The organism is Haladaptatus pallidirubidus, from assembly GCF_020700235.1.
GTDB classification, from domain to species: Archaea; Halobacteriota; Halobacteria; order Halobacteriales; family Haladaptataceae; genus Haladaptatus; species Haladaptatus pallidirubidus.
This window is the reverse complement of sequence record NZ_CP085301.1, coordinates 1,173,522-1,188,726: the sequence shown is the minus strand read 5'-3', so window position 1 is coordinate 1,188,726 and position 15,205 is coordinate 1,173,522. Positions and strand designations below refer to the sequence as shown.

Sequence of the window (15,205 nt, the reverse complement as noted above, 5' to 3'; positions counted from 1 at the left end):
TTAGGTTTTGCGGTCTATGAAAAGTGAAAAATAAAACACGCGCTAATTTTATCGCTTAGCAATTCGTACCATACGTATGCGTCAGCAGGAAGTCGAACTCGTGAAGCTACGCGCCGCTACATTCATCCCGTCGGCGTGGATTCCAAATTCACGAGAGTCGGAACAAATCGCGCAGTTCCGCGGCGATAACCGAGAATTTACGCCACATGCGGTCAATACGGGCCGTTCCCGAGTCGAACAGGAAGCGGTCGTAGACTTTTCACGAGAAACGTTCACCCAGTACGGCGACACTGGAACTTCGATCGAACGAACGTTCGGAGAAGACGGAACTGAAGACGTCCGCACCGGAAAAGCGTCTGCTGACGGCATTTTCTGTACCGAACCCGTGTGGTCCGACGACCGGGTCGAGTTCGAGATGCACGCCAGCGCGAGCAATCCACTGGTTCCGCACCCGTCGCCGGTCGATTACGTCCTCGAAGCCACGGTACGGCGTGACGGCGTCGAAGTTCACGGGCAACACGACGGATTTCCGTGTTTCGAATTTTACGTGCAAATCGGCTTCGGCCCGTTCGAGACCCTCTATCGCCACGATTTTCGCGAAACTGGCGACGAATCAGTCGCTTTGGCTGGGCCGATGGAGTACGAATTCGAAGCGCGCACGTAAGCGAAGCGACCGCTGATTGTCCATCGCAGAACCGAATTCCCAACGTATCGTTCCCGGAGTGGAGTCTCCGACTCCGACGTATTTGTGGTTCGTTCCCGTAAGATGTGTAAGGGACAGCTATGACCGAACGGGATTCAGCACTGGGTGAGCAGGAACGGCCATTGGACGCGGAGCGAACGATAGGGAGAGACGAGGCGGCGAAAGGACCTCCGGCAATCGAGACGGACGGGTTGGAACTGACTTATTCCGATGGAACGCAGGCGGTAAAGAATGTGTCGCTGACGGTGCCGAGAGGGGAGTTCTTCGGCTTTCTCGGTCCAAACGGGGCCGGGAAGACGACGGCAATCAAAGTGTTGGCGACTCTCCTCCGACCTACTTCGGGAGAGGTACGAGTGAACGGCTTCGACGTCCAAACCGAACCGCGGAAGGTGCGGGAATCTATCGGTTACATGGCCCAAGAGACGAGCGTCGACCTCGAAATGACGGCCCGCGAAAATATTCAGTTCGCGTGTGAAGCGTACGGTGTCCCTCGGAACGAGCGGTTGCGCCGAATCGACGAACTCCTCGACCTTGCGGATTTGGCGGACGTGGCCGACAAACGAGCCGAGGACTTTTCGGGCGGGATGAAAAAACGACTCGACACGGCGACCGCCCTCGTGCATCGACCGCCGCTTGTCTTCTTGGACGAACCGACGACCGGTCTCGACCCGAAAGCGCGACTGCGACTGTGGGACTACTTCAGAAGGATAAACGACGAGGGAACGACGATCTTCCTCACGACGCAGTATCTAGAGGAGGCGGATCAACTCTGCGACCGAATCGGAGTCATTCTCGACGGCGAAATCGTCGCAATGGGGTCGCCCGAAGAGCTGAAACGGCGCGTCGGCGGCGAGATTCTCGACCTCGAATTAGACGACGACGGTTCCCGCGAACGTGCCGCCGAAGTTGCCCGCGAATCTGGACTCTTCGACTCGGATGCCACGATAGACCGCACCGACGACGGAATCAGCGTGACGGCCCAGTCCGCACGGGCGAACGGTACCGACCTCCTCGTCGCACTCCGCGATGCCGGGCTGACCGTTACCGGGTTCAACGTCCGCGCGCCCACGTTGGACGACGTGTTCCTCGCGATTACGGGCGAACACGTCGAGGAAGCAGAACCGATGGCCGATTCGGTACAGGGGGGCGACGGATGAGTTCCTCTTCAGCGCCGAAAAAATCATCGAACGAGGCGATTCGCCGGTCGAGTAACTCTTTTCTCGGCGACGTGTGGGTGAACTTCAAACGTTGGAATCTCAAGGCGGTTCGAAATCCGTTCGTTCTCGTCGTCTCGCTCGTCCAACCGATAATTTTCCTCGTGCTGTTCACGCAGGTGTTCGGGCAGGTTGCAACCGGCGCGGTCAATCGCGGCGGGTCGAGTATTTCCTACGAAACGTATCTCGTTCCAGCCATCTGCATTCAGGTTGCCCTCGCGGCGGCCGCGACTTCCGGGGTCGGATTGGTGAACGACATCGAGAACGGGATGTTCGAAAAGGTGCTGGTGACGCCTATGAACCGAACCGCCGTCTTCGTCGGCAAAACCGCTGCCGAGGTGCTTCGGATTGCGATACAAATTTCCATTATCATCGGTCTCGGCACGCTTCTCGGTGCCGAAGTCGCAACTGGAGTGGTCGGTGCAGTCGGTATCGTCGCAGTCGGCGTTCTCTTCTCGCTCTGGTTCACATCGCTGTCGAACACCCTCGCCGTGCTGACGAAAGACCAAGAATCGACCATCATCGGCGCGAACCTGCTCCAGTTCCCGCTACTGTTCGTTTCGACTGCGTTCTTGCCGCTGGACGTGCTTCCCGATTGGATTCGAACGGTCGCTAAATACAACCCGATCACCTACGGTGTGGACGCCGCGAGAGCGATTATGCTCGATGCGGACGTGATGGAGGTCGTTCAAGTCACCCAGTTTGACGGCCTGTGGAACGCGGTTATTCCGGGCGTCGTCGTCCTCGGCGCACTGGATTTGGTGTTGGGTTCGATTGCCGTCTACATGCTCAGGCGCGCGTCGAGTTCGAACGTGCAGTAGTCGCTGTCTAGTAGGGATGTCGCTCGCCAATAAAAGGAAAACCCCTAAAATTCGTTGGGGGTTTATATAACGCGGTTCTGCAGGTAGTCGAGGTGCTTTGCGTTGTAGACGATTTTGACCTCGTCCGTCGCCGCACTGCCGATACAGGTCAGGCGAACGTTTTTGTCGTCGACTTCCTCGTCGCTGAGAATCTGCTGCATGTCCATGTCAATTTCGCCTTCCTTGATGATGGCGGCACAGTTCGCACAGGCACCTGCACGGCACGAGAAGGGCCAGTCGTAGCCTTGTGCCTCTGCGGCTTCGAGGATGTACTCGCCTTCGTTGACGTCGAGCGTGCCGTAGTCTTCGGCGTCGAGGCCGGCGTCAGCGGCAGTGTTGAACAGGTCATCGTCGTTCAAGTCCCAGCCTTGGTCGTCCAGCACTTCGTAGTTAAGGTATTCTACGGTGGGCATCACCCGTGGATTCGTCGGGGGGATGGTTAGTAGTTGTTGTTTCGATTGTCCCTATTATGAATCAGGAACGACTCACGCGGAGAGCGGAACGAACGAAAACAGGAGATAGGACGCGATCGCGGAAATCGACGGGGTAAGTATCCACAGTCCGACGACGCGAGCGGTCGTGGACGGGTCGAACAGATCGCTGGCATCGAGGGTATCCGGGTCTTCTTCACCAATTTTGGTCACCTCTTTCTGCTTGGCGGTTAGCGCGTTGACCGACATTTCGGGCCGCTTTTCCTCATCCTTTCCCCGTCCGCGAACCGCGACCGCGGCGGCGTCGGAAATCCGGACTGTCCGTGTCGCCCGACCCCAGCCGAGTCCGACGATACACATCGTTGCACTCACCGCGAGACTGGCCGGAATTCCGATGAACGAGAGGAAGGTGATGAGACTCGCGCTGACGACTTCTACGATGAGCGCCGCGAGGAGGGGTAGGTCGGTCAAATCGTTACCCACCGTGTCGAGGGTTCGTCGAGCGATGGTGAACGCACCCACTCCGATTGCGCCCGCGGCGAGCAGGACGCCCTCGCTTTCCCCAATTGCACCGCTCCCGACGAGGGGCGCGACGGCGTTGGCGACGTTCGACGCCCCGGCGGAGAACGCCATGTAACAGCCGATACCGACGACGAGAACGGTGACGAACAGTTCCTTTTGTGTCGCGTTCGCCGACACGGTCGGATACGGCATTGACCCGACGCGATTGAACTCGAACAGCGGCCCGTCCGACTGTTCGAGTTTGAACCACACGTCGAGATACGGGTAGAGATACCGTCCGATGACCGCGCAAAGCCAGAACGCGAGGACCGGGGCAATGAGCCACCATGATACGATTTCGAACATCACGTCCTCGTTGAGCGTTCCGGTTGCGACCCCCAGCCCGGCAATCGCGCCGACTGCGGTCATCGACGTGGATGCGGGCACGCCGAAGAGGTTGGAAATGAGCAGGGCCATCCCGACGAAAAAGAGGACGCCCACGCTCATACCGAGGGTAAACTGCATACTGACGATTTCTCCACCCATCGTCTCGATGACGTTTCGTCCGACGGTCCACCCCCCGAGGAGGGCGAATCCGGACATCAGCCCGGCTGCGCCGAGTTTCGTGATAGTCTGGCTCCCAACCGCGGGACCGAACGCAACACCAGTCGAGGAGCCACCAATATTAAATCCGACAAATACCGCGACGGCGAGACCGACGACCAGCAAAAGTTCGACCATATTCGTACATTCTCCCCTACCTCTTAAACGGTACCGACTCGTTGGGTTTAGACCACTCCCCGCCTAACGATAGCGTATGTTCCCGACGTTCGAGGTCGTTCCCGCGGTGGATATGCAAGACGGAGAAGTCGTCCAACTCGTGCAAGGCGAGAAAGGCACAGAGACGACGTACGGCGACCCGGTGAAGGCCGCGGAAGAATGGATAGCACAGGGTGCAGAAACGCTCCACCTCGTTGATTTGGACGGCGCGTTCGACGGCGAGCGAAAAAACGCCGATGCCGTCGATGCAATTTTGAACTCCGTCGATGTGGATATTCAACTCGGCGGCGGTATCCGAACCGCGGACGATGCATTTTCCCTCCTTTCCCGCGGCGTAGACCGCGTCATCCTTGGTACCGCCGCAATCGAGAATCCGGACATCGTCGCGGAAATCAGCCAGGAGTATCCGGGGTCGGTGATGGTGAGCCTCGACGCCAAAGACGGCGAAGTCCTCGTCTCCGGATGGACGGAATCTACCGGCCTCGACCCGGCGGAGGCCGTGACGAGATACGAGGAACTCGGCGCTGGCGCGATTCTGTTCACCGACGTTGACGTGGAGGGACAGATGGACGGCGTTCGAACTGACCCTGTCCGACGAGTCGCCGATGCCGTCGAAATCCCCGTCGTGGCGAGCGGCGGCGTCACCACCGTCGAAGACGTGGTAACGCTCCGCGAGACGGGTGCCGCCGCAGTCGTCGTCGGGAGTGCGCTCTATCAGGGGGCGTTTACGCTGTCGGACGCGCGGAACGCGCTCGAATAATCGCTTACTGTCTGGCCAGCAATCGATTCTATTTCTACCTATTCCAAACGATTCTATCGGGTTTGTTCGCCGAGTTGGCGGAGCATATCGGTCTGTGACCCGACTCGTGGCTCCGCAAGGCAGTACGCACCGAGCGCGGCCATCGGTGCACCGATGACGATACCCGGAACCGTTCCGCACAGCAGGACGCCGATACTCACCATCAGCGCGCTCAAGACATCACGCTTCATTACAAACTCTAATTAGCGCGCGATGTAAATATAGTTGCGTCAGACGCATGTCTAGCGCGCAAAACGGAAATCGCCTTGTAGCCGCGGACGAATAACCGACTATGAGCGACCGAACCGCCGCCGTGACCCGTGAAACGGCGGAAACGACCATCGAAGTGACGCTCGACGTGGACGGCGACGGTGACGCTACCATCGAAACGGGAATCGGCTTTTTCGACCACATGCTCGACAGCTTCGCCCGTCACGGCTTGTTCGACCTGACGGTGCGAGCAGACGGCGATCTGCACATCGACGACCACCACACGGTCGAGGACGTTGCCATTACTCTCGGACAGGCGTTCGACGAAGCGCTCGACGACCGCCGGGCAATCCACCGCTTCGCCGACCGAAAGGTTCCGCTGGACGAGGCGGTCGCCGACATCGTCGTGGACGTGAGCGGCCGCCCGCTGTTCGAGTTCGAGGGCGAGTTCTCGCAGGGTAGGGTCGGCGACCTGACCAGCCACATGGCGAAACACTTCCTCCGCTCGCTGGCGATGAACGCCGGGTTGACGCTTCACGCGGGCGTTACGGGGGAGAACGCGCATCACGAAATTGAAGCCCTGTTCAAGGGATTGGCGCGCGCGCTGGACGACGCGACGATGATCGACGAGCGGCGGGGCGACGTGGCGAGCACGAAAGAGTCGCTGTAACGGTCGCTGGTACCGATTTCTTCGTTCACCTTGTGCGTTCCGATTCGATACCAGCGCCAGTCCGGACGGAACCGGCGTCGCGGACGCCGGAACGTGTTCGCAACCGAATGCTAGCGGCGGTACGAGCCTATGACAAACTCGTCGGTGGGAACCTACCGACGATTGCACCCGAGTACGAATTCGTCACTTACACTGGGTTTACAGGCCGAAAGCAGAAACACATGAAATCATCCATGTAGGCTAGTACTTTCTCTGGTTTACGCGCTGTCAGTAGTATTTGTTCTACACTTGACAAACGTCGAGGCCGCAGCGAACTTCGGAGTGGATTTGAAACTATCGTCGGTGTTTTACACAATACCTTCTGCAACCCCAGAACGAACGGATTAGTGACCGTTGAGATAAATTTGTCCATGTTTGGGTAGCGAACTCTCAAGCCATGTCGTCAACCATCTTGGCGAACTCCTCGCCCGTGAATCCTCGAAGCGTCTCGGCTGTCGCGTTCCCCTCCTCTAGTACGCTTAACACCGCTTGCGCCGCAGTTTGATCGTCCGGGAAGTCACAGATCGATACGGAGTCGTACTGCCCCATCAACAGGTAGTACTCGCGGAGTTCGCCGCCCAGTTCTTGGAACCGATCGGCGACACGGTCAAGGTTCGATGGGCTGTCCTGCACCGTTTTGGCGCCCTCTGGGGTGAAATTCCAGAGCGTGACGTATGTTGGCATCGCACATGATAGGACGGCGGCGGTAGTGATAACTCTAGTGTAATAACATTCAACTTGTAAATCAGACGGTTTCACATTATCAAACCCAGCTAGGCACTTTTACTGCATAGTGTAAACTCTCTGACTATCCGATCTCCTCTTCGTTTTCGCGGAGGGTACCGAGCGATTACCGTATTCCAGGATCCGTGCTTGCCCGTTGAAGGAACGGAATATCTTCTTCAACGGTTCGGAGCGTGGGTCGCTCGCCACTCCTACTACGCGTCTGGTATGTTGTTAGTGAAAATTATACCACGGTCGTGTCCAATCGCGGATCCATGGTTCCTTCAGCAGGGGTGCGGTTATTACGTGTGCGATCCGGTTGTTACGTACTATCATAGACGAAGGTGAACGAGCCGCGTTTAGTGAAACCCAATACGCATCGCAAGCGTTTAGAACCGCTTTTCGATCGTGTTTCGCTCAACGTGGTCAAGGTGACCGTCGAGATCACTCCGAGCGAGGATGGTCAAATCCCTCCTCCCATCGACAACAAACGCCGTCTCGGAGAGTCGCGTCGTACCCCTTTTCCGGGTCGGCCCGATCGTTTGAATCACCACGGATATCCGTCAACCGAACGGTTGTAACGATTCGTGATAGCGTTTCTCCGGAAGCCCACCAATCAGTCGACGAGACTGGTATTGCAGCCGAAAGCTATACAAATACACTCTCCAGCTGGTGGTCGCGTGGACTCGATCTTGAGACACGAGAAACCGATATCGAATCCCACTCTACGGATGGACGCGCCGAAACAGGCCGGGATAATCCAGCACGAGTCCATCGGAATCAACCGGCAACTCCGCGGTAAACTCACTGTCCACACTCTCGTACCGGAACAGTCCACCGGACGAATCCAGCGGCTCGAGACAGGTGTACCGTTGTTCCACTGCTTCCGCGGTCATCGCGGATACGTTGAGATAGACGACCGAAATCGTCGCGCTCTCGCCGGGATTCCAGTCGAGACGCCGGATCGGAATCGCGTTCGTGAAGGGCGTCACCGCGATATCCACGTCGCGGCACCCCTCGAGTTCCGGCGCGGACTCTCCGTTTTTCGTCCAGTCGCCTCCGCCGTCGTGTTCGAGTTCGATTCCGGCCTCCTCTCCGAGAGAATCGATTTCGACCCGCTGAACCGCCCAGGATTCGTCGCACGTCACACGGTAGCGAACTCGGAACGGTTCCGTTGTCTCTTCCACGACTCCCACGACGACCCCATCCGCGCGGATGGGGTCGTCGAACTCGACGGTGAGGTGTTCAGTACCGATTCCGTCGATCGTTTCCCAGACCACACGTCGTTCCATGCATCTCCCACGAAGCGCAACGTGATGAAGCCTCCCGAACCCCACATGACTAAATCGTCGGGCGCGCCTACCATCGACAAGGATGTTCGACAGAATCATGCAGAAGTTCGAGGGAAGTCCGAGCCAACAGCAGGTCATCCGTCTGCTCCTCGAACGCGGCTTTTCGGTGAGCGACGAGGGGCGCGTCGTTTCGGGCGCTATCGAGATTCCGAACACGCAAATCGCTCGCGAAATCGGGGTCGACCGCCGAGTCGTCGATTCGACCACCGACGCGATTCTCGCGGATGAGGAACTCCGACGCATCTTCCAAAACATCTCCTCGATTCCGAGTTTGATGGATTTGGCACCCGTCCTGGATTTGTCGGTGCTGACCATCGAGGTCATGGACGCCGACGAACCCGGAATCGTCGCCACGGTTACGTCCCTGTTGGCCGACAACGACATCTCGATTCGCCAGACGATAAGCGAAGACCCGGAGTTCACCGACGACCCGCGACTGTATCTCGTCACCGACGAAGACTTGCCGGGTGACGTGCTGAACGAACTGAAAAACCTCGATTTTGTCCGGCAGATTCAACTGAGCTAATCACGGATTTCCGAGTTAGTTTGTTTTGGGCGGAGTCCGAAATCCACGCTTTTTCGGTGTTCGACCCCAAACGTTGTGCAAATGGGTGGCACAACGTACCGAACTGTGGCGGGACACGGCGAATCCGTCTTCGAGGTTCGGGGGTCTGAGTTCATCGGTTACGTCGCGCCAGTCGAGAGCGCCGAAACCGCGGAGGCGTTCGTCGAGCGAATCGACGAACGACATTCAGATGCGACTCACAACGTGCCCGCCTACCGCGTTCGGGCGGGCGGGGCCGACCGAGCTACCAACGGATTTCTTCGCGAGTATTCGAGCGACGACGGCGAACCCTCCGGAAGCGCCGGGAAACCGACGTTGAACGTCCTTCAGCAACGCGACGTGGAGAACGTCGTCGCCGTCGTCACGCGCTACTACGGCGGAACCAACCTCGGCGTCGGCGGCTTGGTGCGGTCGTACTCCCGCGCCGTCAAGGAAGCGGTGGATGACGCGGAAATCGTGGAAGAACGACCGCACGAACGGCTCGAAATCGCGGTCATCTACGACGATTCGGGAACGGTTCGCGGAATTATCGAAAGCGAGGATGTCGAATTCGTGGCGGAGTACGGCGAAGACGTTCGATTCTCGGTTCGAGTACCAATCGAAGAGGCCGGTGGACTCTGCGACCGTCTTCGGAGCGCGACCAGTGGCCGGGCCGAAATCGAGACGACCGATTGAGCGACCGATTCAGAAAATCGCTTGAACCACGATGAACACGCCGTAAGAGACACCCAGCGCGAGTGCGAGCGAGAGAATCCACGCGAGTACCGTGTAAACCATTTTCTTCGCGCTGACGCCGCCGTCACCGGCGGCGTATCCACTTCCGATGATGGTGCTGACGATAATTTCGTTGAACGAGACGGGGATACCGAAGAAGACGGCGGCTTGCGCGATTGCAAACGCCGGAATCAGCGCGGAAATCGATCGACGCGGTCCGAGCGCCGAGTAATCCTGTGCGAGCGCTTTTATCATTCGGGGGGCACCAGTCCACGACCCGAGCAGAAGGCCAAGTCCACCGCCAACGAGCACGGCCACCACGGGAATCGAGAACGGGTCTAACAACGGGATAAGCGGTCCGATTGCGAGTCCGACCTGACTGCCACCTGCTGAAAACGCAACGAGTCCGCCGAGCGCGAGGAGGAACCGACGCTGACCGCGAGTCATGTCTACGACGAGTTCCCGACGAAGTGTGACCCCGACCACCCCGGCGATGACGAGCGATGTGAGGACGATTCCCGAATCGAACCCGCCGACCGTAGGAAGTGAAACTCTCCCGGCGACGGCTTCTGCAATCGACGCGCTCATTCCGGCAGGTCCGAGAAAGACGAAACCGATATTAGCGACGATGAGCCCGACGACGCCACCGAGAATCGGAATCGCGATTTTTTCGGAAACATCCTCGTGCCGAAGCGTTCGGGCGGTTGCGTAGGCGACTCCACCGCCGACGAAGGGAGTGAGCACCCAAAGCAAGACGATTTGCTGATATTTCGCCCAGGCGGGGGCTCCACCGAGTGCCAATCCCACTCCGACGATTGCTCCCGTAACCGTGAACGCGGTCGCTATGGGATAGCCGGTAAAAACACCGATTGCGACCAGTATCGCCGCCGTGAGCAGTCCAGTGGTTGCGGCGAGCGGCGACAGTTGGACGCCCAGAATCAACTCCCTTCCGACCGCCTCGGAAACGTTCGCGCCTTGGAGGGCGGCGCCGAGAAATCCGAGAATACCGACGAGAAATCCGGCGCGCATCACGGAAAGGGCGTTCGCTCCGACGGCGGGGGCAAATGGAGTTGACCCGCTCGACCCGGCACCGATGGCCCACGCCATGAACAGGCTTGCGAATCCGGCGATAATCAACGTCAACAACCCGCCATCCATGTCTGGCCAGTATTCCCCCGTAGGTCAATAGTGTACCGACTCAATAATGTATGATATTTTATGTCGTATCGGCTCGCGGGCCGTCACCCTGTTTCGGGGCTTCGACGCCTTCCGCGGCCTCGACGGTTTCCGTTTGTTTTTCGACATCGACGTGCCAGCGGTCGATTTCGTCCTCGTAGGTGGTGAGCAGGTCCGAAACCCGCTCTTTGAGTTCGTCGTCGTTGACGTTCACCTCGAAGATAAAGCCTTCCTCGCCGTCTTCCATCCGACTCGTCTGCTGAATGTTCGCGCTGACGAGGTCGTTGTCGAAGTAGTAGGGAGCGAGTTGCGTCATCACTCGCTGGTACACCGTGTCCTCGACTTTTCGAAGCGCCTTCCTGCTCGCCGAGTCCGCGGCGCGGGCGACGTAGTTCACCGAGTCTTGCCACCTATCCATCGCGCCTTCCGTGTCGTCGTCCTCTAGTTTTTCGTACGATTCGGTTAGTTTTTCTCCCGCTGTTCGGAGGTCGTCGTCCGGCGATTCACCCGCCTGTTCACCCTTCCCTTCGCCGACGTGCGCCTGCTCTGCGGTCTTCTCGGAAACATCCTCGCCGAGTCGCTCGTGCGATTTCGGTCGCCACTCGTCCCACTCTTCGAACGCTGCGCCAGAAACGTCTGCCTCGCGAAGGGCCTGCGTGATTCGCTCGCCGTGCTCAACGATGTCTCCCCAGCTACCGCGGAGTTTGAAGCCAGAGATACTCTCTTCCATTCAGTCGCTGGGTGGTATGTCACGCAGGGTTTTATCTCTTGCCGCCATCCGGCCGCGAATGACCGTTTCACAGTTCAAAATGAGGATTTGGCGATTTCAGAAGCGGGATTATTTGCCTCGAACGGTTCCGTATGCAATTCGCTCCGCGAGCGCGTTCAGCTTACTTTTTGCCTTGCCGAGGAGTTCCGTGTGTCTGCTGACCGCCCGCATCTCAGATTCGGCGACCTCGATTCGCTCGTCGCCGTATATGTCGCGTTCGTTCCCCTCCGAGGCGGCATCCACGACGGACGACAGGCCACATCTCCCGCACGCTTCCGTTCGCTTTTCGCCCATGTACCGTGAATACGGATGCCAGCGTGTTATGTGTTATCCTTAACCTTCTTCTCTTCTGTCGCTCGTTCGGCCTCCTTACGCAGAACTGCCCGATAGTAAACACCGTTGGCGCGCACTTTCGCGACGCACCACGGCGTTCCGACGGCCGCGTCCCGCAGTCTGTCGGGTGAAAAGAGGACGAAATGGAGGTTCCGTCCGACTTCGCGCTCGCCGTCGCGGACGTACTCGACGTGAAAGGTTCGATGCGCAACACCGCGCCGCGGATCTGGTCGGTGGCCGAAGAGCTTCTCGGGATCGAGTTTCGTCGGGTCGTAGTTGTCCACGATGGCCACGCCGTTTTCGTCCGTAATTCGTGCGAGGCTGGACAGAAAATCGCGAGCGCCGGCGAGCGACTGCGCCAGCCCGATTTGGGTTCCGTTGACGAGCGCGGAGCGGAATCTGTCCCGCGGAACCTCCAATCCGAACATGTCCATTACACGAGTGTCTTCGACGCCGCGCTCGCTGGCGGCCTCGACTGCATCAGGACTGACGTCGATTGCGACGACCTCGCCCGACGCTTGCAGAAACTCCGCGTGCTGTCCCGAACCGCACCCGACATCTACGATAGGATTGTCGAGCGAGTCGAAGCGGGTTTTCCACTCGTCGCTCCACTCCTCACTCGGTGTGAAGTAGTTCTCGTGGATATGGCCGCCTTGACTGTCCGCACCATCGCGGTACTTGCAGTCGCCGCGCAATCCGCCTCGCTGGTAGTCGAGTATCGCGCTGCCAAGCGGATCTGCATTCATCACAGTGTGTCACACATCATCATTTAAAATAAAAGTGTGATGAGTTTCGGTACCGACTCACGTCCCAGCAGTGGATATTTATCGCTCCCGACCAATCGACTGAGCATGGATGGCGGTATCGAGTCACACGACTCGGCTCGAACGCACGACAGTTCCGAAATAACGGACGAACTCGACGTGCCCGACTGGGACGACGAGTACGTGGACAGGGTGAGCGACCGCCTGTTCGTCAACTACGATTTGAAGAAATCCCATTCCGTTCGCGGGAAGCAGTTTACACTCTACGGCCAACTGCTGATGGAGAATCGGAAGCATTTCTTCCACGAGTCGCTCAACTACGCCAATCACGCCTCGGTCGAACATCTATTCGTCCGTCGAACCGATTCGGTTCGAATCGCCGACCTCGAAACGCTCGGCGAGTTCGGCCACGAACTCGCTGACGAGTGGATAGAAGCGGACGAAGAACACTTCGGCACTGACTTCACGTTCGTCGTGATTGTCCCAGAAATCCCCGACGAAGTGCGCGAATTCGTTTCGGGATTCCGCGACCGAACACTGCTCAAATACGGCTACTACGGGCGCTACGAAATCAATCTCGTCGTCGTTGCTCCCGACCGGGAGGACATCGTCGCCAGCGCGAACGCCGACGTGGGTCAGGCGTTCGTACTGTGGCAACGAATCGAACCGCAAAAATCTGGACTGTTTTCGCGCATCGTACGCCGATTCAGGTAAAATTCAAACTCATCTTTCAGTCGTCGGACTCACCCCCGTCCGTGACCGGCGTTCTGGAGTGTTCCCGTCGAACCGACGAAATATTCTTGTACCCTTTCCAGACGAGCGAGAGCGCGAGGCCGATGAGGGTGAGCGCGATGGCCGTCTGCAACCCTGCGGATACCATGCTTCCGACCGTTGCACCGCCGTCACCCCAGTTACCCTGCACGAACTTCTGGATCACGTTCTGATAGAGCGCGAGGTAGAGGAGACCGCAGATGGTGACGACCGTCATCACCACCATCGGAACGCCGGTACTGAGCAGTTGTTTGTTCTTGCTCCAGTTTGCCAGCCAGACCGTCGCCGTCAGGAGCGCGAGCGCGGCGAGCAGTTGGTTCGCGCCGCCGAACAGCGGCCACAGGTCTTCCCACGTGCCGGTTGCGACGAGTCCGAACGCGATGACACACTGGAATCCGGCGTTGACGTACCGGTTCGACGTGGTGTTCTGGACGGTCGTTTCCGGGGTCCCGACGATTTCCTCGAACATGTACCGGCCGAGGCGAAGTGCCGTGTCAGTGGACGTGAGCAGGAAACTCACCATTACGAGCGCCATGAACGGTTCACCGTAGCTCTGCGGCAGACCAAAACTGGTGAGCATGATGCCGCCACCTTGCGCGAAGTTCGGCAGCGCTTGACCGACGCCGCCACCCTCCGACGTAAAGCCGACCAGTGCGACGGTCGAGAGTGCGAGAACCGCGAGCAGTCCTTCGCCGAGCATGCCTCCGTAGCCGATGACTCGGGCGTCGGATTCGCGGTTGAGTTGCTTCGCCGTCGTTCCCGAGGAAACGAGTGAGTGGAACCCGCTGATGGTACCGCACGCGATGGTGATGAACAGCACCGGGAACAGCGGTTGGCCGGTCACGCCCATGAATCCGCTGTAGGCGTCTAAATTGACGGTTAGCGGTTGGCTCGGCGTAATTGCGCTGATACTGAGTGCGCTTCCGACCGTGCCGACGATGACCGCGAGAAGCGCGCCGCCGACACCCGCGTACAGGAGGAACGACGATAGGTAGTCGCGCGGTTGCAGGAGCGTCCAAACGGGGAGGACGCTCGCGATGAACGCGTACACGAGGACGATTGGAACCCACGTGGTCGCGGCGAGCTGAATGGGATACAGAATCCCGACGTACACGCTGGCGAACACCGCCGCGACGAAGACGATGGTTCCCGGGATGAACGGTAAGTCGAGTTGGTACAGGTACACCCCGAAAATCATCGCGAGGGCGATGTACAGGATGCTCGCCGTCGCGGCACTCGGATACACCTCGAAGACGACGCCGACGACGAACGCGAACACGCCGACGACGAGGATGATGGTCAGGAACGCGAACCACAACAGCATGTTCTTGCCGCCCTCCCCGACGTACTCCCCGATGATGTAGCCGATGGACTTCCCTTCGTGTCGAAGACTGCTCGACAGGGAAATGAAGTCGTGAACCGCGCCCATCAGGGGATTGCCGATTGCAATCCACAGCAGGGCGGGCACCCATCCCCAAATGACGCCTGCCGTAATCGGGCCGACGATAGGCGCGCCGCCCGCGATGCTCGAATAGTGATGTCCTAACAGTACTGGTTTCTTCGCTGGAACGTACTCCTGACCGTCTTCGTACTTGTGTGCCGGTGTATCTCGGCTGTCGTCCAAATCGACAAACCGTGCGAGATATCGCGAATAGCCGACGTATCCGACTGTGAAAAGCACCAAAACAGCGAGTACTAGCCATATGATTGCGGTCGCCATGGTATTATGCCTCATGGCTCAAAATATGACGAATGGTAATAAGTGTTCTTTTAGTTTTTTGCAGTATGATGGATCCGCCCCTCAATTTTCCCGACAATGTCCTCTTTCGCT

General features: G+C 58.5%; 19 protein-coding genes. 8 read left to right on the top strand and 11 right to left on the bottom strand.

Annotated features, from left to right (window positions below):
- Window positions 1-76: 76 nt before the first annotated feature.
- From LIX15_RS06665 to LIX15_RS06655, 3 genes are all read left to right on the top strand, one after another.
- Window positions 77-664 (top strand): DUF3238 domain-containing protein, encoded by a 588-nt coding sequence (locus LIX15_RS06665; protein WP_227776711.1) that lies wholly within the window; start codon window positions 77-79, stop codon window positions 662-664.
- A gap of 119 nt (window positions 665-783) precedes the next feature.
- Window positions 784-1,860: an ABC transporter ATP-binding protein gene (locus tag LIX15_RS06660; RefSeq protein WP_227776710.1), complete on the top strand. Its 1,077-nt coding sequence runs from the start codon at window positions 784-786 to the stop codon at window positions 1,858-1,860.
- A complete protein-coding gene (locus LIX15_RS06655; protein ID WP_227776709.1) occupies window positions 1,857-2,738 on the top strand; it encodes an ABC transporter permease in 882 nt (293 codons plus the stop codon). The genes LIX15_RS06660 and LIX15_RS06655 overlap by 4 nt, the downstream gene beginning before the upstream one ends.
- A gap of 62 nt (window positions 2,739-2,800) precedes the next feature.
- Here the strand turns inward: LIX15_RS06655 and fer are convergent, their stop codons facing one another.
- A complete protein-coding gene (fer, locus tag LIX15_RS06650; RefSeq protein WP_227776708.1) occupies window positions 2,801-3,190 on the bottom strand; it encodes a ferredoxin Fer in 390 nt (129 codons plus the stop codon).
- 72 nt (window positions 3,191-3,262) lie between these two features.
- Window positions 3,263-4,450, bottom strand: coding sequence for an inorganic phosphate transporter (locus LIX15_RS06645; RefSeq protein ID WP_227776707.1), 1,188 nt, complete (start codon window positions 4,448-4,450; stop codon window positions 3,263-3,265).
- 76 nt (window positions 4,451-4,526) lie between these two features.
- Between LIX15_RS06645 and hisA the strand changes: the two genes are divergently transcribed.
- Window positions 4,527-5,249 (top strand): 1-(5-phosphoribosyl)-5-[(5-phosphoribosylamino)methylideneamino]imidazole-4-carboxamide isomerase, encoded by a 723-nt coding sequence (gene hisA, locus LIX15_RS06640; RefSeq protein ID WP_227776706.1) that lies wholly within the window; start codon window positions 4,527-4,529, stop codon window positions 5,247-5,249.
- 53 nt (window positions 5,250-5,302) lie between these two features.
- On the opposite strand, the gene LIX15_RS06635 is transcribed toward hisA, so the two are convergent.
- Window positions 5,303-5,479, bottom strand: a complete 177-nt coding sequence (locus tag LIX15_RS06635; protein WP_227776705.1) for a hypothetical protein — start codon at window positions 5,477-5,479, stop codon at window positions 5,303-5,305.
- 101 nt (window positions 5,480-5,580) lie between these two features.
- Here LIX15_RS06635 and hisB point away from each other — a divergent pair, with 101 nt between their 5' ends.
- Window positions 5,581-6,168 carry an imidazoleglycerol-phosphate dehydratase HisB gene (gene hisB / locus LIX15_RS06630; RefSeq protein WP_227776704.1) on the top strand — a complete coding sequence of 196 codons (588 nt, stop codon included), beginning with the start codon at window positions 5,581-5,583 and terminating at the stop codon, window positions 6,166-6,168.
- Window positions 6,169-6,597: 429 nt separating this feature from the next.
- Here the strand turns inward: hisB and LIX15_RS06625 are convergent, their stop codons facing one another.
- From LIX15_RS06625 to LIX15_RS06615, 3 genes are all read right to left on the bottom strand, one after another.
- Window positions 6,598-6,891, bottom strand: coding sequence for a GYD domain-containing protein (locus LIX15_RS06625; RefSeq protein WP_227776703.1), 294 nt, complete (start codon window positions 6,889-6,891; stop codon window positions 6,598-6,600).
- Window positions 6,892-7,319: 428 nt separating this feature from the next.
- Window positions 7,320-7,481 carry a hypothetical protein gene (locus LIX15_RS06620; RefSeq protein WP_227776702.1) on the bottom strand — a complete coding sequence of 54 codons (162 nt, stop codon included), beginning with the start codon at window positions 7,479-7,481 and terminating at the stop codon, window positions 7,320-7,322.
- Between the two features lie 174 nt (window positions 7,482-7,655).
- Window positions 7,656-8,222 (bottom strand): putative glycolipid-binding domain-containing protein, encoded by a 567-nt coding sequence (locus tag LIX15_RS06615; protein ID WP_227776701.1) that lies wholly within the window; start codon window positions 8,220-8,222, stop codon window positions 7,656-7,658.
- Between the two features lie 82 nt (window positions 8,223-8,304).
- Here LIX15_RS06615 and trpY point away from each other — a divergent pair, with 82 nt between their 5' ends.
- Window positions 8,305-8,808 (top strand): TrpY family transcription regulator, encoded by a 504-nt coding sequence (gene trpY / locus LIX15_RS06610; RefSeq protein WP_227776700.1) that lies wholly within the window; start codon window positions 8,305-8,307, stop codon window positions 8,806-8,808.
- Window positions 8,809-8,889: 81 nt separating this feature from the next.
- Complete coding sequence (locus LIX15_RS06605) at window positions 8,890-9,522, top strand: IMPACT family protein (protein ID WP_227776699.1); 633 nt, start codon at window positions 8,890-8,892, stop codon at window positions 9,520-9,522.
- A 9-nt stretch (window positions 9,523-9,531) separates the two neighbouring features.
- Here LIX15_RS06605 and LIX15_RS06600 read toward each other — a convergent pair whose 3' ends face one another.
- The 4 genes from LIX15_RS06600 to LIX15_RS06585 form a co-directional block, all read right to left on the bottom strand.
- Entirely contained in the window at window positions 9,532-10,719 is a 1,188-nt protein-coding gene (locus LIX15_RS06600; RefSeq protein WP_227776698.1) for an inorganic phosphate transporter, read from the bottom strand.
- A gap of 58 nt (window positions 10,720-10,777) precedes the next feature.
- Window positions 10,778-11,467 carry a DUF5828 family protein gene (locus LIX15_RS06595; RefSeq protein ID WP_227776697.1) on the bottom strand — a complete coding sequence of 230 codons (690 nt, stop codon included), beginning with the start codon at window positions 11,465-11,467 and terminating at the stop codon, window positions 10,778-10,780.
- A gap of 108 nt (window positions 11,468-11,575) precedes the next feature.
- The gene (locus tag LIX15_RS06590; protein WP_227776696.1) at window positions 11,576-11,800 is read right to left on the bottom strand and encodes a DUF8007 family protein; all 225 of its coding nucleotides are present in this window, start codon (window positions 11,798-11,800) and stop codon (window positions 11,576-11,578) included.
- A 26-nt stretch (window positions 11,801-11,826) separates the two neighbouring features.
- Complete coding sequence (locus tag LIX15_RS06585) at window positions 11,827-12,585, bottom strand: class I SAM-dependent methyltransferase (RefSeq protein ID WP_227776695.1); 759 nt, start codon at window positions 12,583-12,585, stop codon at window positions 11,827-11,829.
- 105 nt (window positions 12,586-12,690) lie between these two features.
- On the opposite strand from LIX15_RS06585, the gene LIX15_RS06580 reads away from it, so the two are divergent.
- On the top strand, window positions 12,691-13,317 hold the full coding sequence (locus LIX15_RS06580; protein WP_227776694.1) for a DUF8052 family protein: 627 nt from the start codon (window positions 12,691-12,693) through the stop codon (window positions 13,315-13,317).
- A gap of 16 nt (window positions 13,318-13,333) precedes the next feature.
- Here the strand turns inward: LIX15_RS06580 and LIX15_RS06575 are convergent, their stop codons facing one another.
- Window positions 13,334-15,094: a carbon starvation CstA family protein gene (locus LIX15_RS06575; protein WP_227776693.1), complete on the bottom strand. Its 1,761-nt coding sequence runs from the start codon at window positions 15,092-15,094 to the stop codon at window positions 13,334-13,336.
- Between the last annotated feature and the right edge of the window lie 111 nt (window positions 15,095-15,205).